Origin of the sequence: Methyloversatilis sp., assembly GCF_030696805.1 — a bacterium.
In the GTDB taxonomy this organism is placed as follows: domain Bacteria; phylum Pseudomonadota; class Gammaproteobacteria; order Burkholderiales; family Rhodocyclaceae; genus Methyloversatilis.
In genome coordinates this window covers 42,507-60,992 of record NZ_JAUYRO010000014.1, presented here as the reverse complement: position 1 = coordinate 60,992, position 18,486 = coordinate 42,507, and the positions used below count along the sequence as shown (strand labels likewise).

Below are 18,486 nucleotides of genomic sequence, written 5' to 3'. Positions count from 1 at the left end.
CTGGGTGTACGCCCTGTCGATGGCCGTTTATTGCACTGCCTGGACCTACTTCGGCAGCGTCGGGCGCGCCTCGACCTCGGGTGTGTGGTTCCTGCCCATCTACCTCGGGCCGACGCTGGCGATGGTGCTGGCGGGTTTCACCATGATGTTTGGTGCGCGCCATCTGGACGCCACGGAGCGGCACGAGGGCATGGTGGCGGCGATCGCCTTCGAGTCGGTGGTGAAGCTGCTCGCCTTTGTCGCCGTCGGCCTGTTCGTCAGCTACTGGGTGTTCGACGGACTGGGCGACCTGTTCGGCCGCGCACTCGCCCACCCCGATCTGCGCCCGCTGCTCGGTCTCGAACAGGGCCGCCCATTCGCCTACGAACAATGGTTCGCGATGACCGTGCTGTCGATGCTGTCGGTCATCTTCCTGCCGCGCCAGTTCCAGGTGATGGTGGTCGAGAACGTGGACGAGCGCCATCTGCGGCGCGCCGTCTGGGTGTTCCCGCTGTACCTGCTGCTGATCAACCTGTTCGTGCTGCCGATCGCGCTCGGCGGCCTGCTGTATTTCGGCCCCGGCGTGCGCGACGCCGAAACCTTCGTGCTGTCGATCCCGCTCGCCCACGGCCAGCACGCGCTGGCGCTGGTCGCCTTCATCGGCGGGCTGTCGGCGGCCACCGGCATGGTGATCGTCGAAACCATCGCGGTGTCGACCATGGTGTGCAACGACCTGGTGATGCCGCTGCTGCTGCGTACCCGTCGCTACGGCGCGCGCGCCGTCGGCGATCTGACCGGCCTGCTGCTGCGCATCCGCCGGGCCGCCATCCTCAGCGTGATGCTGCTGGGTTACGTTTATTTCCACGTGGCGGGCGAGGCCTACGCGCTGGTGAGCATCGGCCTCATCAGCTTCGCCGCCGTCGCGCAGTTCGCGCCGGCCGTGCTTGGCGGCATGTACTGGAAGGGTGGCACGCAGGGTGGCGCGATGGCCGGGTTGAGCGCCGGCTTTGCGGCCTGGGTGTGGACGCTGATGCTGCCGTCCATCGCCAAATCGGGCTGGATGGACGCCAGCTTCCTCGAACACGGCCCATGGGGCATCGCGCTGCTCAAACCCGAGCAGTTGCTCGGCCTGGCCGGGCTCGACAACCTGACGCACTCGCTGTTCTGGAGCCTGCTGCTCAATATCGGCGCCTATGTCGGCGTATCGCTGTGGCGCATCCCGTCGGCCGGCGAAACCAGCCAGGCGCTGCTTTTCGTCGATGTGTTCGAGCGCACCGCCAGCAGCGGGCCGGTGTTCTGGCGCGGCCGCGCCGAAGTGGCCGACCTGCAGCCGCTGGTCGCCCGCTTTCTCGGCGCCGCGCGCGCGCAGCAATTGTTCGAGGAGTACGCCGCACGCGTGGGCGCGACCCGGGTCGATCAGATCAAGCCGGACGCCCGGCTGGTGCAGTTCGTCGAAACCCAGCTCGCGGGCGCCATCGGCAGCGCCTCGGCGCGGGTGATGGTGGCCTCGGTGGTCGAGGAAGAAGCGCTCGGGCTCGATGACGTGATGCGCATCCTCGACGAAGCTTCGCAGTTGCGTGCCTATTCGCACGCGCTGGAAGACAAGTCGCGCTCGCTCGAACGCGCCACCGCCGAACTGCGCGCCGCCAACGACCAGTTGAAGAGCCTGGACCGGCTGAAGGACGACTTCATGTCCTCGGTCACGCACGAACTTCGCACGCCGCTGACCTCGATCCGCGCGCTGTCGGAACTGATGGTCGATGACCCGGCGATGGACGTCGAACAACGCCAGCATTTCCTCGGCATCATCGTCGCCGAGACCGAACGCCTGTCCCGTCTGGTCAACCAGGTGCTCGACATGGCGAAGATCGAGTCGGGCCATGCCGAGTGGCACAACACCGACGTCGACCTGCGGGCGCTGGTCGAGCAGGCCATGGAAACGACGCAGGAGGTGTTCCGCGAGCGCGGATCGACGGTCGTACTGCAGGCGCCGGAGCACATGCGCACGTTGCGCGCCGACCCGGACCGGCTGACCCAGGTCGTGCTCAACCTGCTGTCGAACGCCGCCAAGTTCGTGCCACGCGGCAGCGGCCGGGTCGTTGTACGGATGCACACCGACGGTCGCGGCATCACGGTCGACGTACATGACAATGGGCCGGGTGTGCCGCCCGACCAGCAGAAGCTGGTATTCGAGAAATTCCACCAGGGCGGCGACGGCATCACGCGGCCCCAGGGTACCGGCCTGGGGCTGCCGATCAGCCGGCAGATCGTCGAGCATTTCGGCGGACATATGTGGCTGGAAGCTGATCCAGGGCAAGGCACCTGTGTCAGCTTCCATCTACCTTGGAATGCACAGGAAAGTCCGCCGGCATGATGGACCGACGCGGAACAGGAGGAGGAAGACTGCCGTGACAAACAAGATTCTGATCGCCGACGACGAGCCGAACATACTGATTTCGCTCGAATTCCTGATGAAACGCGAAGGCTACGAAGTGACCGTCGCACGCGACGGCATCGAAGCGCTTGCCGCCATCATCGCCACCCGGCCCGATCTGGTGCTGCTCGACGTGATGATGCCCGGCAAGACCGGCTTCGAGGTCTGCCAGGAGGTGCGCACGCATGACGGGCTCAAGGATGTCCGCATCCTGATGCTCACAGCGAAAGGGCGCGACACCGACGTCGCAAAAGGGCTGGCGCTTGGCGCCGACGCCTACGTGACCAAACCGTTCTCGACGCGCGAACTGGTGCAGAAGGTGCGCTCAATGCTGGAGCCGACGACGTGAACCCGCGGCTGCGCCCGGACCGCCGCGTGCTGCTGGCACTGGCGGCGCTTGCGCTGCTCATGCTCGGCTGGGCGCTGGTCAGCGGTGCGCTGCTGTGGCTCACGCTCGAACCGGCCGAGCGCGACACGGCGGGCGCGCTGATCGGCAGCCGGCTGCCGCTGGCCGGCATGACGATGGTGTTCGTGCTGCTGATCGCCGCCGCCGGGCTGAACGTGCTGTACCGGCATTACATCGTCGCGCCGGCACGGCTGCTCGACGAAGCGCGCATCCTGCTCGGCACCGACGTCCAGCGCACGCTGACGCCACAAGGCGCGGCGGAAAACCGCGCGCTGGCCGACGTCATTTCCGGTTTCGCCGAACAACGTGCCCGGCTGCGCGCCGACATCACGCAGCAGGTGCGCGAAGCCAGCCGCAGCGTCGAACAGGAGCGCAGCCGGCTGGCGGCGCTGATGTCCGAGCTGACGCAAAGCGTCGTCGTGTGCAATCTCGACGGCCGCATCCTGCTCTACAACAACCGCGCCCGCCTGCAATTCCGCGCACTGTCCGACGCGCCGGCGGTTGCCTCGGGCGCCGAACTGATCGGGCTCGGCCGCTCGATCTATACCGTGTTCGACCGCAAGCTGGTGGCGCACGCGCTGGAAAACATCCAGCAGCGCATGCAGCGCGGCGTGGCCAGTCCGTCGGCGCAGTTCGTCACCACCACGCGCGCCGGCCAGTTGCTGCGGGCGCAGATGACACCGGTGCGGGCGGGCGGCGAGGGCGACGACAAGAGCATCGGCGGCTTCGTGCTGATGCTCGACAACATCACGCGCGACTTCGAAGAGGAATCGGCGCGCGACCGGCTGCTGCTCGGCCTGACCGAAGGCAGCCGCGCCTCGCTCGCCAACATGCAGGCGGCCATCGACATGCTCGACTTCCCCGATCTCGACACGGCGATGCGCGAGCGCTTTCACGGCGTCATCCGCGACGAGGTCGGCGCCATGAGCACGCGGGTGGGCAAACTCGCCGATGAATCCACGCGCGGCATCAAGGCGCGCTGGCCGCTGGAAGACATGCTCGGCGCCGACCTCGTGTCGGCCGCGCTGCGGCGCATCGAATCGCTGGGCGCGCCACGCGCCGCGGCGGACGAGGTCGACGGCTCGCTGTGGCTCAAGGTAGACAGCTTTTCGCTGCTGCAGGCCCTCGCCTGTCTGGCTTTCCGGCTGGCCGACGAATACGACATCCGCGCCGTGCAGCTGCGGCTCGGCGCGGCGCCGCAGGGTGCGCGCGCGCAACTCGATCTGATCTGGCAGGGCCAGACCATGAGCACCGAAACCGTGATGAACTGGCAGATGGACGGCATGACCACGGGCAGCGAGCGATCGCCGCTTTCTGTGCGCGACGTGGTCGAGCGCCACGGCGGCGAATTCTGGCTCGAGCGCGAACGCGTCCGCCACCGCGCCTTTTTCCGCTTCCTGCTGCCGCTGGCCAGCGAACGCGAACAGCTCGACACCGCCACCTTCGTGCCGCAAGGCAGCCGCCCCGAGTATTACGACTTCGACCTGTTCCGCTCGACCGAGTCGAGCCGCACGCTTGCCGACCGACCGTTGACCGAGCTGACCTACACCGTATTCGACACCGAAACCACCGGGCTGAATCCGAGCGAAGGCGACGAAATCATCCAGATCGGCGCCGCGCGCATCGTCAATGGCAAGCTTTTGAGGCAGGAAAGTTTCGAACAGCTGGTGGACCCGCAGCGGACGATTCCTGCCGCCTCGATCCCGATCCATGGCATCACGCAGGTCCAGGTGGATGGTCAGCCGACCATCGCCACCGTGCTGCCGGCTTTCCATGCGTTCGCGCAGGACACCGTACTGGTGGCCCACAACGCGGCCTTCGACATGCGCTTCCTGCAACTGAAGGAGGCAGCCACCGGCTTGCGCTTCGAACAGCCGGTGCTGGACACGCTGCTGCTGTCGGCGCTGGTGCACCCGAATCAGGAATCGCACCGGCTGGAAGCCATTGCCGAGCGCTTCAACATCACCGTAATCGGCCGCCACACGGCGCTCGGCGATGCCATCGTCACCGCCGAAGTGTTCCTGCGGCTGATTCCGCTGCTCGCCGAAAAGGGCATCCACACACTGGGTGAAGCACGCGAGGCGGCGCAGCAGACGTATTACGCGCGGTTGAAGTATTAGGGTCTGTTCTCACTTTATTCGTACGTGACGCGTGCATCCAGCGCGTCGCAGGGCAAGGCGCACCAACGCCGCCTGACTGGCCGTCAGGCCAGGCGGTGCAACGCGGCCATGTGGCGCGCTGGCTGCGCGCCCTGCGGGTTGCCCCTGGGCAACGTGACGCACGAATAAAGTGAGAACAGACCCTAGAACCGTCCCGCCTGGTAACGCTGCCCCAGGACGCTCTGCAGGGTCTGCACGACGCCGAAGGCATCCTTGAGCTGGCTGCGTTCGAAGTTCGACAGTTCGTCCGGCTTGACGAAGTTGTCTGCCTTCAGCCTGGCCGCAAGCTGACTGACCTGATGCCGGATGCGTATCCGGGCAATGAATTCCAGCGTTTCGCGCAGGTCACGCGCACTTTGCCCGCTGATTTCGCCACTCGTCGCCGCCACATCAAGCCGGTCGTATGTATTGATGGCTTCGTGCCCGCCGGCCAGCGCATAGACGCGGGCGAGATCGACCACCGGAACGATGCCGCTGTGCTTGAAGTCGATGGTGCCGCGGTGCGCGCCGGAGCGTATCGTCGAAATCGCGCGGAACAGGCCCAGCGGAGGCGTGTGGGTGAGCGCATTGCCAACCATATGGGCCAGGAACATGCGCTTGCCCTGCGTCATCGACAGCATGTCGCGCCGCAGTTCATCGAGCAGGGACGCCTTGCCGTAAATCGCCCTGAGGTCGAAGAACACACAGGTGAGCATCAGCGCCTTGGGGTCGGGCTCGTCCGTCCACTTGCGGAAATACTGCAGCCAGCGCGACTTCGGCTGCCGCCACAGATCCGTCATCGCCATCATTTCGCCGGGGCAGTGGATGTACCCGCAGGCCGCCAGGCCGTCGCACACGAAAACGGACAGCGCGTTGAAATATTCGCCGTGACGCGCGGGATCGAAGCCATCGTCGATGACCATGCAGTTGTCCTGGTCGGATCGGGCGGTCTGCTCGCTGCGTGCCTGCGATCCGGCTGCCACCCATACGTAATCAATCGGTGGCGGCCCCAGTTTCGCCTCGGCCAACTGCAGCAGCCGGCAGGTGATGGCGTCGGTGATGGCCGTGATCATGCGACCGCTGCTATATGCAGATGCACCCGACGCGGCGAGATTCTGCTGCAGCAGTGCGACCCGTGCAGCGGCAGCGGCGAGGCCTTCGAGTGTGTCCTGCTTGAAGATTTCGCCCGCCAGAAAGACTGGAGACGTGCTGTGATGCGCGTTCAGGTCAGTCGCCGTGATCACACCGACCAGTGCATCGCCATCCGTCACCGGGAGGTGATGAATGTTGTGGCGGGTCATCAGCAACAGGGCCTCGAAAGCCGGATTTCGTACGTCTATCGTCAGCGGCCGCGGCGTGGCAATGTCGCTGAGCGGGCGCGACGTGTCGGTGCCCTGTGCAATCACGCGGCTGCGCAGGTCGCGATCCGTCACCACGCCCGACAGGTGCCCTTGCGACACGATAAGCACGGACGACACGCGTTGCTCGGTCATCAGCGTCGCGGCATCGCGGATCGAGGTATCGGGCGCCAGTGTGACGGGGCCGCGCTTGATCAGCGCGCGCACCGACGTCGGCAGCAGATTCAGGCCCGGCGGGGCCGGATGCGCGTCCGCGACCACGGTTGCCTCCGGTGCGAGGAAGCATCGCAGCGACGGCTGCGCCGCGCACAGCGCATCGATATCGGTGCTCGCAAACCGTGCCAGCAGCGCGTCGTCGGACACCGTGGCCGACCAGGCACCCGCAGCGCTCGCGGGCGTGCCGTAACCGAACAACTCCCCCGGGTGCAGCGCAACCTCGGTTCCGCTGTCGGCATCGATCAGGCGCACCGCCCCGCGAAGGATGAAATAAAGCCCGTCAATATCGTCCTGCAGGTCATCCGCAGAGAACGTCTTCACGTGCATCACCGACGCGACGCCGGCAAGCGCTTCCGGATCAAGCGCCCCGAACGCACGCTGCGTGCGCAAGGCTTCGAGCAATTCTTGAGCGGTCGCGCCTTGCCTGCTCATGCCACCTCCAGCGGGAATAGAAGTCGAACGACGGGCGAAAGAACAGGGCAGCCCCCGGCGAACCGACAGTTTCCGCCTGCGCGGCGGTTCCCGACAGCGTCTCGTGCAGATCGCGCGCGCTGCCACCGCCGATCGCGACCCGCGACGCATCGGTCAATTCAACGCCATCCATTCCTGCGGATCGAGGCTGGATGGCCACCTGATAACCCCGGCTCAGCGCGTCGACCAGCCCGCGTACTGCCGGCAGCAGGCCGCGCCGTGACGGAAACACCACGCGGGTGAAGAAATACAGATCGTTCAGGTCCTGCATGGCAGTTGCCATCTCATCCTCCATCGTTCCATCAATGGAACGCTGAAGTGCCATTTTGCCGTCTAGTGCATCGATTGTCCTGAATCTAGTATTCACCTCACCGCAGCACGCTTCCGACGGAACGCTGCCAACGGACGGGAGAAACACCATGAAGAAGATTTCAGGTCTGTACAGCGCACCGAACGGTCACTGGGTCGGCGACGGCTTTCCGGTGCGTTCGCTGTTCTCGTACGACTCGATGGGCCGCCACGTCAGCCCCTTCCTGTTGCTCGACTACGCCGGCCCGGCCGAATTCGCGCCGTCGGACACACCGCGCGGCGTCGGCCGCCACCCGCACCGTGGCTTCGAAACGGTCACCATCGTGTATGCCGGCGAAGTGGCGCATCAGGATTCGACCGGCGCCGGCGGCGTCATCGGTCCGGGCGACGTGCAGTGGATGACCGCCGGTGCGGGCATCATCCACGAGGAATTCCACTCGCCCGAATTCACCCGCCGCGGCGGTCCGCTGGAGATGGTGCAGCTGTGGGTGAATCTGCCGGCGCGCGACAAGCGCGCCACGCCGGGCTACCAGCATCTGGCGAAGACCGACATTCCGGTGGTCGAACTGCCCGGGGGCGTGGGACATCTGCGCGTCATCGCCGGCGAGTATCTTGGCCATCGCGGCCCGGCCCGCACCTTCACGCCGATCAAAGTGTGGGACCTGAAGCTGAAGGCCGGTGCGAACGTCGAACTGACGGTGCCGGACGGCCACACGCTGGCGCTGGTGGTGCTGCACGGCCTGATCCGCGCCAACGGCAGCCAGCCGGTGCGCGAGGCGCAGATGGCGCTGTACCACCGCGAGGGCAGCACGTTTTCGATCGCCACCGATGCCGACGCCAGCGTGCTGCTGCTGGCCGGCGAACCGATCGACGAACCGATCGCCGGCTACGGCCCCTTCGTGATGAACACGAAGGAGGAAATCCGCGAGGCCATCGACGACTTCAACAGCGGCCGTTTCGAAGGCGTGACCGCCTGACTTTTCCGCCCTGCGCGCACCGGGCGCGCAGGTTTTCATCCGCCCGAGGCCACGAAGGCAAACGGCACCAAACCGCAAGGAGAATGACATGAACAAGCCCTACAGAAAGCTGGACAAGGACAACGCCGTGATGCTGCTGGTGGACCATCAGGCCGGTCTGCTGTCGCTGGTGCGCGACATCGACCCCGACAAGTTCCGCAACAACGTGCTGGCCACCGCTGACCTGGCGAAGTACTTACAGTTGCCGAGCATCCTGACCACCCGCTTCGAACAGCGCCCGAACTGCCCGCTGATGCCGGAACTGAAGGCGCTGTTCCCGGACGCGCCCTACATCGCCCGCCCCGGTCAGATCAACAGGGGGCTGTTCTCGGTCGGTTTGTCCAATGCGTTGGCGTTTAGAAGGCTGCGAACAAGGCGCGCGACGCTGTCGAGACTGGCCGTCTCGACGAGGAGCGCAACGCAGTGCGCAGCCTTCTAAACACCAACCTGTAGGGCCCTGGGACAACGAAGACTTCGTCAAGGCGATCAAGGCCACCGGCCGCAAGCAGCTCCTCATCGCCGGCGTGGTCACCGAAGTGTGCGTCGCCTTTCCGGCGCTGTCGGCGATCGAAGAAGGGTTCGACGTATTCGTCGTCACCGACGCCTCCGGCACCTTCAACGACATCGCCCGCCATTCCGCCTGGGACCGCATGTCGCAGGCCGGCGCGCAACTGATCAACTGGTTCGGCGTGGCCTGCGAACTGCACCGCGACTGGCGCAACGACGTCGAAGGTCTGGCGACGCTGCTGTCGAACCACATCCCGGACTACCGCAACCTGATGACCAGCTACGCGGCGCTGAAGGGCTGAAGCATCGGTTTGTCATGGGATTCGGCGAGCGGTGCTCGCTCCCCCCGCTCCGCCCCTGCAGGCGATTTCCGTCTTCGAGTGCGTGACGATGCATGAGCGACGCTTGCATCGCGGACAAGGTCCGCTCCTACGAAAAGCGAACATCCCGCTGTTTTTCGTAGGAGCCTGCCCCCGCAGGCGATTTCCGTCTTCGAGTGCGTGACGATGCTTGAGCGACGCTTGCGTCGCGGACAGGGTCCGCTCCTACGAAAAGCGAACATCCCGCTGTTTTTCGTAGGAGCCTGCCCCTGCAGGCGATTTCCGTCTTCGAGTGCGTGACGATGCATGAGCGACGCTTGCGTCGCGGACACGGTCCGCTCCCGCGAAGCACAACACCGTCACGTGCGACGCCACCTGATCACACAGTGCGCGTCGCGGGGCAGGGCCCGCGATCGTCGCCTTGTGCTGTCGCAATCCGCCGGACTGAGCGATCATCCCACCGCCCCATCCCTGACGAACCCGACATCATCTCGATGAGAAAAACCGCCCCCTCCAAAGCGGAAACCGACCTGTTGCCGGTGTTTCCCGGCGTACCGCCGGACTGCATCCATGTGCCGGCAACGCCCGCAGCCTTTGCTGCAGCGGCGGAACACATCCGCGCTGCGCGGCAGGTCGGCTTCGACACCGAGTCGAAACCGACCTTCAAGGTGGGCGAAGCGAGTACCGGCCCGCATGTGGTGCAGTTCGCACTGACCGACTGCGCCTACGTGTTCCAGTTGCATCACCGCGATTGCTGGCCGGTGCTGGCCGATCTTCTGCATGACGAGGACGTGCTGAAGATCGGTTTCGGCCTGTCTTCGGACCGCTCGCAGGTGCTGGCCAAGCTCGGCGTGGTGGCGCGCGGGCTGGTCGATCTCGACCGCGTGTTCCGCAAGCAGGGCTACAACAACTCGATCGGCGTGCGCGCTGCGGTCGGCGTCGTGCTGGGGCAGAACTTCCGCAAGTCGAAGTCGGTGACTACATCGAACTGGTCACTGCCGGTGCTCTCACCGGCCCAGGTGCTGTATGCAGCGAACGACGCCTGGGCGGCGCTGAAGGTGTTCGAGGCGCTGGGGCTGCCGGCGGACGATCCGTTGTTCCGGGGCTGAAGCCGCACCCGGCGCGACGTGGACGACTTGCGTCGTCCAGCAGCTGCGTCACCGAAGGAATTCGCGTCCGCCTACAACACCGGCGCCAGCCAGCGCTTCATCACCGGCTCGGGTATGTCCTTGCGTGCTGCCAGATCGGCGACCTGGTCGGGGCCGACCTTGGTGATGGCGAAGTACTGCGCATCAGGGTGCGCGAGGTAGAAGCCGCTGACCGCAGCCGTCGGAAACATGGCGTAGCTTTCGGTGAGCGACACGCCGATGGCCGCTTCGACATCGAGCAGTTTGAACAGATCGCCCTTTTCGGTGTGGTCCGGGCAGGCCGGGTAGCCCGGCGCCGGGCGGATGCCGCAATACTTTTCGGCGATCAGCGCGGCGTTGTCGAGCGTCTCGTCGGCGGCGTAGCCCCAGTCCTCGCGCCGCACGCGCGCGTGCAGGTACTCGGCGAAGGCTTCGGCCAGCCGGTCAGCCAGCGACTTGAGCATGATGCTGCTGTAGTCGTCATGGGTTTTTGCGAATTCGGCCAGCTTCGTTTCGATGCCGATGCCGGCGGTCACCACGAAGGCGCCCGCCCAGTCGGCTACGGCGCTGGCGCGCGGCGCGACGAAATCGGACAGGCAAAAGTGCGGCTTGCCGGCCGGGCGTTCGTGCTGCTGGCGCAGGTTGTGCCACACCATCGCGGTGTTCAGGCGCGTGTCGTCGGTATAGAACTCGATGTCGTCGCCGCTGCTGTTGGCCGGCCACACGCCGAACACGGCGCGCGCGGTGAGCCACTTCTCGTCGATGATCCGCTGCAGCATGGCCTGCGCGTCGATGAGCAGCTTGCGTGCCTCGTCGCCGACCACCTCGTCGTCGAGGATGGCGGGATACGGGCCGGACAACTCCCAGGTCTGGAAGAACGGGCTCCAGTCGATGTAGTCGACCAGCGCCGCAAGATCCTGGTCGACGATGACCTGGCGGCCGGTCTTCTTCGGGCGCACGGGAATGACGTCGCTGCCCCAGCCGCTGGCATAAGCGTTGTCGCGCGCTTCGTTCAGCGACACCAGCTTCTGGCCCTTCTTGGCGGCGTGCTGTTCGCGGATCTTCACGTAATCGGCGGCCACGTCGGCGGCGAAGCCGGCGCGCTGGTCTACCGACAGCAGGCTGGTCGCCACGCCGACGGCGCGCGAGGCGTCCGGCACGTACACCACCGGATGATCGTAGAAGGGCGCGATCTTGATCGCGGTGTGCGCACGCGACGTGGTCGCGCCGCCGATCAGCAGCGGAAGGTCGAAGCCTTCGCGCTTCATTTCCGATGCGACATGGCTCATTTCCTCGAGCGACGGCGTGATCAGGCCGGACAGGCCGATCACGTTCACCTTGTGCTCGCGCGCGGCGGCGAGAATCTTCTCGCACGACACCATGACGCCGAGGTCGATCACGTCGTAGCCGTTGCAACCAAGCACCACGCCGACGATGTTCTTGCCGATGTCGTGCACATCGCCCTTCACCGTCGCCATCAGCACACGGCCCTTGGTTTCGCCGACCTTCTTCGATGCTTCGATGTAGGGCTGCAGGTGGGCCACCGCCTGCTTCATCACGCGCGCCGATTTCACCACCTGCGGCAGGAACATCTTGCCGGCGCCGAACAGGTCGCCGACGTGGTTCATGCCGGCCATCAGCGGACCTTCGATCACCGCCAGCGGCGGCTTGCCTTCGGCTTCAAGGCGAGCGCGCACCTCTTCGGTGTCCTCGACGACGAATTCGGTGATGCCCTTGACCAGCGCGTGCTCCAGCCTCTTGTCGACCGGCCACTCGCGCCAGGCCAGATCCTTCTCGTTCTCGCGCGCCGAGCCCTTCACCGTGATGGCGAAGTCGACCAGCGCCTCGCCGGCACCGGGGCTGCGGTTCAGCACCACGTCCTCGACCTTGTCGCGCAGCGGCTGCGGAATGTCTTCGTACACGCCGAGCTGCCCGGCATTGACGATGCCCATCGACAGGCCGTTGCGGATGGCGTGGTACAGGAACACCGTGTGGATGGCTTCGCGCACCGGGTCGTTGCCGCGGAACGAAAAGCTCACATTCGACACGCCGCCCGAGGTTTTGGCATGCGGCAGGTTCTGCTTGATCCAGCCGACCGCTTCGATGTAATCGACCGCGTAGTTGTCGTGCTCGGCGATACCTGTGGCGATGGCAAAGATGTTCGGGTCGAAGATGATGTCTTCCGGCGGGAAGCCCACCGTTTCGGTCAGCAGGGTGTAGGCGCGCTGGCAGATTTCGGTCTTGCGCGCGTAGGTGTCGGCCTGACCCTTTTCATCGAACGCCATGACGATGACCGCCGCGCCGTAGCGGCGCGCCAGCTTGGCCTGACGCAGGAATTCGGCTTCGCCTTCCTTCATCGAGATCGAATTGATGACGCCCTTGCCCTGGATGCACTTCAGGCCAGCTTCGATGACCGCCCACTTCGACGAATCGAGCATGATGGGCACGCGCGAAATGTCGGGTTCGGAGGCGATCAGCTTCAGGAAACGGTCCATCGCGGCGACCGAATCGAGCATCGCCTCGTCCATGTTGATGTCGATGACCTGGGCGCCGTTCTCGACCTGCTGGCGGGCGACCGCCAGCGCGTCGTCGAAGCGGCCTTCCAGAATCATCCGTGCGAAGGCCTTCGAGCCGGTCACGTTGGTACGCTCGCCAACATTCACGAACAGCGCGTCCGATGCCACGTTGAAGGCCTCCAGCCCGGACAGGCGCAGCTTGCGTTCGATCTCCGGCACGCGGCGCGGCGCGATGCCTTCCATGGCTTCGGCAAACGCGCGGATGTGATCAGGCGTGGTGCCACAGCAGCCGCCGACGATGTTCAGGAAACCGGATTTCGCCCACTCGGCGATGTGCTTCACCATGTCTGCCGGCGATTCGTCGTATTCGCCGAAGGCATTCGGCAGGCCGGCGTTCGGGTGCGCCGACACATGGGTGTCGGCGATGCGCGACAGCTCTTCGACGTGCGGCCGCAATTCCTTCGGGCCGAGCGCGCAGTTGAAGCCGAACGAGATCGGCCTGGCGTGGCACAGCGAATTCCAGAACGCCTCGCCGGTCTGGCCCGACAGCGTGCGGCCGGACGCATCGGTGATGGTGCCGGAAATCATGACCGGCCAGCGGCGGCCTTCTTCGTCGAAGAACTTTTCGACCGCAAAGATGGCTGCCTTGGCGTTGAGCGTGTCGAATATCGTTTCGATCAGCAGCAGGTCGGCGCCGCCTTCGGTCAGGCCGCGGGCGGCAGCCACGTAGTCGTCCACCAGTTGGTCGAAACTCACATTGCGGTAGCCCGGGTCGTTCACGTCGGGCGACAGCGAACAGGTGCGCGACGTCGGGCCGAGCACGCCAGCGACGAAGCGCGGCTTGTCCGGATTCTTCGTGGTGTATTCGTCGCACACCTCGCGCGCCAGCCGGGCGCCGGTCACGTTCAGCTCGTGCACGATGGCTTCCAGGCCGTACTCGGCCTGCGAAATCACCGTTGCGTTGAAGGTGTTGGTTTCGACAATGTCGGCGCCCGCTTCGAGGTAGGCAGCGTGGATGCCGCGGATCACGTCGGGCCGGGTCAGCAGCAGCAGGTCGTTGTTGCCCTTGAGATCCTTCGGATGCGCGGTGAAGCGCTCACCCCGGTAATCGGCCTCGACCAGTTTGTGCCGCTGCACCATGGTGCCCATCGCGCCATCCAGGATCAGGATGCGGCGGGTCATCAGGCTTTTTAGCAGGTCGGTGCAGTCGGGGCGAATCATCAGGGTCTCCGGGGTGCGTGGCTGTCGGCACTGCAGAGGGTCGCGGCAATGACGTCACGCCATCATGGCGGCACCAATGCAAAAACCCGTCGAACGCAGGAAGCGTACCGACGGGTCGGGACTCTCTTTAGCTGCATTTGTAACGCGCCCGCAAGCTGTGGCTCAAATCGGCGCGAGTGCGCACATTAAAAGCGTGTGCGCATCAAGTCAAGCGACCCTATCTCACATCGAGCGAAAGGATCCAGCCCACCAGCTTGGTCGCATCGGCTTCGCTGATGGCGACCTCGTTCGGCGGCATCGCCAGCCCGCCGACCTTGCCCTTCCAGTGGCTCGAATACGGGCTGGAGCCGTGCATGACGATCTGCGTCAGCGTGGTCTGCGCATTCTTCACGCCGTAGTAGCGCGCGGCGACGTCGCGCCAGGGCGGGCCGACCGGCACACGCCCGTCGGCCTTGGCTGCGGGCTCCACGCTGTGACAGACGGTGCAGCCGCTGCTGGCGGCCAGCTTGAGCATGGCGGTGTCTTTCGCCGGATCGGCCAGCGCAGGCGTACTGATCAGGCTGAGCGACACGAGGCCGGCAGCCAGTGCGGTGTGGACGATGTGCATGATGAAACTCCCTGATGATTGAAGGCTTCGGAACGATGCGTACACGCTACGACCGGCGCCTGATCACGGGATTGATGCACGTCAAACGGATGTTGCGCCGCAGCAGCGGCGCGTGGCGAAACTGCGACTCAAGCCTTCGACAAGGCCTTCAAGGCCTGCCGGATGCCATCCGACACGCCCACGTCCTCGGGCAGCGTGCGCAGCGCAGCCTGCGCTTCGCGCTCGCTGTAGCCGAGCGCCATCAGCGCATTCAGGATGTCGGCACCGGCATCGGGCGCCACGGCGCTGGCCAGCGAGGCGGTCGGCAGCAGCTTGTCGCGCAGCTCCAGCAGCAGGCGTTCGGCGGTCTTCTTGCCGATGCCGGGGATCTTCGTCAGTCGTCCGGCTTCCTGCATGGCCACCACGCGTGCCAGTTCATCCACCGACATGCCGGACAGCACGGCCAGCGCCATGCGCGGCCCGATGCCGGTGATCTTCACCAGCTGGCGAAAGGCCGCCTGCTCGGCCGGCGACGCAAAGCCGAACAGGAAGTGTCCGTCTTCGCGTACGACGAAGTGGGTATGCAGCGTCACCCGCTCACCGGCCGCCGGCAGGTTGTAGAAGGTGCTCATCGGCACATCGATTTCATAGCCGACGCCCTGCACGTCGAGCAGGATGCGCGGCGGGTTCTTCTCAAGCAGCGTGCCGGTGAGGCGACCGATCATGGGGACTCCGGAATCAGGGGTGACCGGGGGCGCTCCGCATGCATGCGTGGCCGCAAGCGCGCGCTCCCCGTGAATGCCGCGATTGTAGGCGAGCGGCCGCCCCGGGATGCAGCCTGAGAGGAAAGGCTGGTGGGAGCTGGCTGTGGGACCCGCGTCAGGCCGGGCGACGCGCGATGATGCGGCCGCCGCGGCGGCGGCCGCCAGGGCCGGCCAGTGCACCGATGCCGCGGGCGGCGTGCGCGTGGCAGATGGCGCAGGCCAGTGCGTCGGCGGCATCAGTACCGGGCGTCGCAGCCAGCGCCAGCAGGCGCGTCACCATGAACTGCACCTGTTCCTTGTTCGCCTTGCCGTGGCCGACCACCGCCTGCTTCACCTGCAATGCGGTGTACTCGGCCACTGGCAGGCCGCCTGCCGTCAGCGCTGACAGCGCCGCACCGCGCGCCTGACCGAGCAGCAGCGTCGATTGCGGATTGACGTTCACGAACACGATTTCGACCGCGGCATGGGTCGGTTGCCAGGTCTCGACCACCTCGCGGATGCCCTCGAACAGCGTGGCGATGCGCGACGGCAGCGGATCGCGCTCGTTCGACGTGATGCGGCCGCTTGCCACGTACTGCAAGTTCGCGCCCACCGCTTCCAGCACGCCGAAACCGGTGATGCGCAGGCCGGGGTCGATCCCGAGTATGCGCATCACTGCACCGGCGTCATGCCGGTGTTGATGCGTTCCAGCTGTTCGCGGATGCGCAGCGGATCATCGGAACGCAGCAGCTTGAGCACGCGGGGCGCCACGTCGCCGCAGTCGCAGCGCAGCACTTCGCGCTTCACTTCGAGCAGTTGCGATGGATGCATCGAGAACTGGCGCAGCCCCATGCCGAGCAGCAGGCGGGCGAACTGCGCCTCGCCGGCCATTTCGCCGCACACCGCCACCGGCATGCCGGCGCGCTTGGCCTGCGCGATCACCTGCTGGATCAGCCGCAGCACCGCCGGATGCAGCGGATCGTAAAGATGCGCCACCGCCTCGTCGGCACGGTCGATGGCCAGCGTGTACTGGATCAGGTCATTGGTGCCGATGGACAGGAAGCTGAAGTGGTTCATCAGCGTACCCAATGCCAGCGCGGCGGCCGGAATTTCGACCATGGCACCGACCGGCACGCGCTCGTCGAACTTGCGTCCGGCCTCGCGCAACTGCTGACGCGCCAGCGCGACCAGGGCCAGCGCCGATTCGATCTCGTGCTGGAACGCCACCATGGGCAGCATGATGCGCACACTGCCGTAGTGCGACGCGCGCAGGATGGCACGCAACTGCGTGACGAACATGCGTGGTTCGGCCAGGCAGTATCGGATCGCGCGCAGGCCCAGCGCCGGATTGGCTTCGCTGCGCTGCGCGCCGCGCAGCGCCTTGTCGGCGCCGATGTCCAGCGTGCGCAGCGTGACCGGCTTGCCCTTCATCGCCTGCACGACGCTGCGGTAGGCCTCGAACTGTTCGTCTTCGTCCGGCAGCGTGTCGCGGTTCAGGAACATGAATTCGGTGCGGAACAGGCCGATGCCGTCGGCGTCGACCTCGCGTACCTGCTCGACGTCCTGCGGCAGCTCGATGTTGGCGTACAGCTGCACCACTTCGCCATCGAGCGTGCTCGCGATACCGCCGACCAGCCGCTTGAGCTTCGAGCGTTCGATCTCGATCTCGCGCGCGCGCAGCCGGTACTCGTCGAGGATGTTTTCGTCCGGATTGATGATCAGCACGCCGCGCAGGCCATCGACGATGAGCATGTCGTCGTCCTGGATCAGCGAGCGCGCCTGGTGCATGCCGACCAGCGCCGGAATGGCCAGACTGCGCGCGACGATGGCGGTGTGCGAGGTGGCGCCGCCCAGATCGGTCACGAAGGCGGCGATGCGCTGTGCCTTGAACTGGATGGTGTCGGCCGGTGACAGGTCATGCGCGACGACGATGCTGTCGGTGTCGCGCCGGCGCGTGCTCATGCGATTGCGCTTGCCGGCCAGCACCTTGAGCACGCGCTCGACCACCTGCACCACGTCGGCGCTGCGGCTGCGCAGGTAGGCGTCGTCGATCTGATCGAACTGCTCGACCAGCCGGTCCATCTGCCGCTTGATCGCCCACTCGGCGTTGCAGCGGCGTGTGCGCATGAATTCGCGCGCCTCGTCGAGCAGCATCGGGTCGTCGAGAATCATGCTGTGCAGGTCGACAAAGGCGAGCAGTTCGCTCAGCGCTTCGGAACTGTCGGTGACCAGCCCGCTGCGCAGCTCGGCCAGCTCGGCGCGCACCGTGTCGAAGGCGCGCGACAGGCGCAGTATTTCGTCCTCGACCTTGCGCGGCGCCACCGCGTAGTGCGCCACTTCGAGCGTGGCGTGCGACACGAGGTAGGCATGGCCGATCGCGATGCCGCCCGACACCGCGAGACCGTGCAGCGTGAAGGTCACGTTACTCGCCTTCGCCAAAACGGTCTTCGATCAGTGCGACCAGCCCGGCCATCGCAGCGTCGGCATCGCTGCCTTCGGTGTCGATGGTGATTGTGCTGCCCTTGCCGGCGGCCAGCATCATCACACCCATGATGCTCTTGGCGTTGATGCGGCGGCCGTTGCGCTCCAGCCAGACTTCGCACTGGTGACGGCTGGCCAGCTGGGTCAGCTTGGCCGAGGCGCGCGCGTGCAGGCCCAGCTTGTTGATGATGGTGATGTCACGTTTTGGCATCGCGCGTCGTCCTCATGGCCATCACTCCGTCACGACCGCCGCTGACCGCCCGGTTCACCAGACCGTGCAGCGTTTCGCGTTCGCGATAGGTCAGCGTACGTAGCAGCATCGGCAGATTCACGCCGGCCACCGCCTCGATCCGCCCCGGCTCGCACAGCTTTTGCGCAAGGTTGGACGGCGTGGCGCCGAACACATCGGTCAGCAGCAGCACGCCGTCGCCGGAATCGACGACCGACAGCCACTTGCGGGCCAGCGGCAGCAGGTCGAGCGGATCGTCCTGACCCGACACGCCCAGCTGCGCCATCTGCACCGGCCGGGTGTTCAACACGTGGCAGGCACACTGGATCAGCGACTCGCCGTAACTGCTGTGGGTGATCAGAAACAACCCGATCATGGAATTCCTCCGTAGGCGAGCCCGCATTCTAGGGTCTGTTGGCCCCGAATCGC

The 18,486-nt window shown here is 65.8% G+C and carries 14 protein-coding genes, 2 pseudogenes and 1 riboswitch; of the genes and pseudogenes, 7 read left to right on the top strand and 9 right to left on the bottom strand.

Features of this window, described 5'->3' with window-relative positions; genetic code table 11:
• The 3 genes from Q8R75_RS02170 to Q8R75_RS02160 all read left to right on the top strand — a co-directional run.
• Window positions 1-2,353 (top strand): ATP-binding protein (locus Q8R75_RS02170; RefSeq protein WP_305663494.1); only part of this gene is annotated, 2,353 nt, incomplete at its 5' end.
• A gap of 34 nt (window positions 2,354-2,387) precedes the next feature.
• Window positions 2,388-2,762, top strand: coding sequence for a response regulator (locus Q8R75_RS02165; RefSeq protein ID WP_305614863.1), 375 nt, complete (start codon window positions 2,388-2,390; stop codon window positions 2,760-2,762).
• Window positions 2,759-4,939, top strand: coding sequence for an exonuclease domain-containing protein (locus Q8R75_RS02160; RefSeq protein ID WP_305614864.1), 2,181 nt, complete (start codon window positions 2,759-2,761; stop codon window positions 4,937-4,939). Before Q8R75_RS02165 ends, Q8R75_RS02160 begins: the two co-directional genes overlap by 4 nt.
• Before the next feature lie 182 nt (window positions 4,940-5,121).
• Here the strand turns inward: Q8R75_RS02160 and Q8R75_RS02155 are convergent, their stop codons facing one another.
• Window positions 5,122-6,963, bottom strand: a complete 1,842-nt coding sequence (locus tag Q8R75_RS02155) for a putative nucleotidyltransferase substrate binding domain-containing protein (RefSeq protein ID WP_305614865.1) — start codon at window positions 6,961-6,963, stop codon at window positions 5,122-5,124.
• Window positions 6,890-7,285, bottom strand: a complete 396-nt coding sequence (locus tag Q8R75_RS02150) for a hypothetical protein (RefSeq protein WP_305663493.1) — start codon at window positions 7,283-7,285, stop codon at window positions 6,890-6,892. Before Q8R75_RS02150 ends, Q8R75_RS02155 begins: the two co-directional genes overlap by 74 nt.
• Window positions 7,286-7,421: 136 nt before the next feature.
• On the opposite strand from Q8R75_RS02150, the gene Q8R75_RS02145 reads away from it, so the two are divergent.
• The 4 genes and pseudogenes from Q8R75_RS02145 to Q8R75_RS02130 all read left to right on the top strand — a co-directional run bounded on the left by Q8R75_RS02145 (window position 7,422) and on the right by Q8R75_RS02130 (window position 10,263).
• Window positions 7,422-8,288 (top strand): pirin family protein, encoded by an 867-nt coding sequence (locus Q8R75_RS02145; protein ID WP_305614867.1) that lies wholly within the window; start codon window positions 7,422-7,424, stop codon window positions 8,286-8,288.
• An 88-nt stretch (window positions 8,289-8,376) separates the two neighbouring features.
• Window positions 8,377-8,643 (top strand): annotated as a pseudogene (locus Q8R75_RS02140) (hydrolase); the annotation flags it as partial.
• Window positions 8,644-8,785: 142 nt separating this feature from the next.
• Window positions 8,786-9,136 (top strand): annotated as a pseudogene (locus Q8R75_RS02135) (isochorismatase family protein); the annotation flags it as partial.
• 512 nt (window positions 9,137-9,648) lie between these two features.
• The gene (locus tag Q8R75_RS02130; RefSeq protein WP_305614868.1) at window positions 9,649-10,263 is read left to right on the top strand and encodes a 3'-5' exonuclease; all 615 of its coding nucleotides are present in this window, start codon (window positions 9,649-9,651) and stop codon (window positions 10,261-10,263) included.
• 71 nt (window positions 10,264-10,334) lie between these two features.
• Here Q8R75_RS02130 and metH read toward each other — a convergent pair whose 3' ends face one another.
• The 7 genes from metH to Q8R75_RS02095 form a co-directional block, all read right to left on the bottom strand.
• Window positions 10,335-14,018 carry a methionine synthase gene (gene metH / locus Q8R75_RS02125; protein WP_305663492.1) on the bottom strand — a complete coding sequence of 1,228 codons (3,684 nt, stop codon included), beginning with the start codon at window positions 14,016-14,018 and terminating at the stop codon, window positions 10,335-10,337.
• Between the two features lie 105 nt (window positions 14,019-14,123).
• Window positions 14,124-14,202, bottom strand: a riboswitch (SAM riboswitch).
• 33 nt (window positions 14,203-14,235) lie between these two features.
• Window positions 14,236-14,625, bottom strand: a complete 390-nt coding sequence (locus Q8R75_RS02120; protein WP_305614870.1) for a c-type cytochrome — start codon at window positions 14,623-14,625, stop codon at window positions 14,236-14,238.
• A 128-nt stretch (window positions 14,626-14,753) separates the two neighbouring features.
• Window positions 14,754-15,329 (bottom strand): Holliday junction branch migration protein RuvA, encoded by a 576-nt coding sequence (ruvA, locus tag Q8R75_RS02115; RefSeq protein ID WP_305614871.1) that lies wholly within the window; start codon window positions 15,327-15,329, stop codon window positions 14,754-14,756.
• Window positions 15,330-15,483: 154 nt separating this feature from the next.
• Window positions 15,484-16,020, bottom strand: coding sequence for a crossover junction endodeoxyribonuclease RuvC (gene ruvC, locus Q8R75_RS02110; protein ID WP_305614872.1), 537 nt, complete (start codon window positions 16,018-16,020; stop codon window positions 15,484-15,486).
• Window positions 16,020-17,768, bottom strand: a complete 1,749-nt coding sequence (gene ptsP / locus Q8R75_RS02105; RefSeq protein ID WP_305627125.1) for a phosphoenolpyruvate--protein phosphotransferase — start codon at window positions 17,766-17,768, stop codon at window positions 16,020-16,022. Before ptsP ends, ruvC begins: the two co-directional genes overlap by 1 nt.
• Window position 17,769: 1 nt before the next feature.
• Complete coding sequence (locus Q8R75_RS02100) at window positions 17,770-18,039, bottom strand: HPr family phosphocarrier protein (RefSeq protein WP_305614874.1); 270 nt, start codon at window positions 18,037-18,039, stop codon at window positions 17,770-17,772.
• Window positions 18,026-18,433 (bottom strand): PTS fructose transporter subunit IIA, encoded by a 408-nt coding sequence (locus Q8R75_RS02095; RefSeq protein WP_305614875.1) that lies wholly within the window; start codon window positions 18,431-18,433, stop codon window positions 18,026-18,028. Before Q8R75_RS02095 ends, Q8R75_RS02100 begins: the two co-directional genes overlap by 14 nt.
• Window positions 18,434-18,486 lie beyond the last annotated feature (53 nt).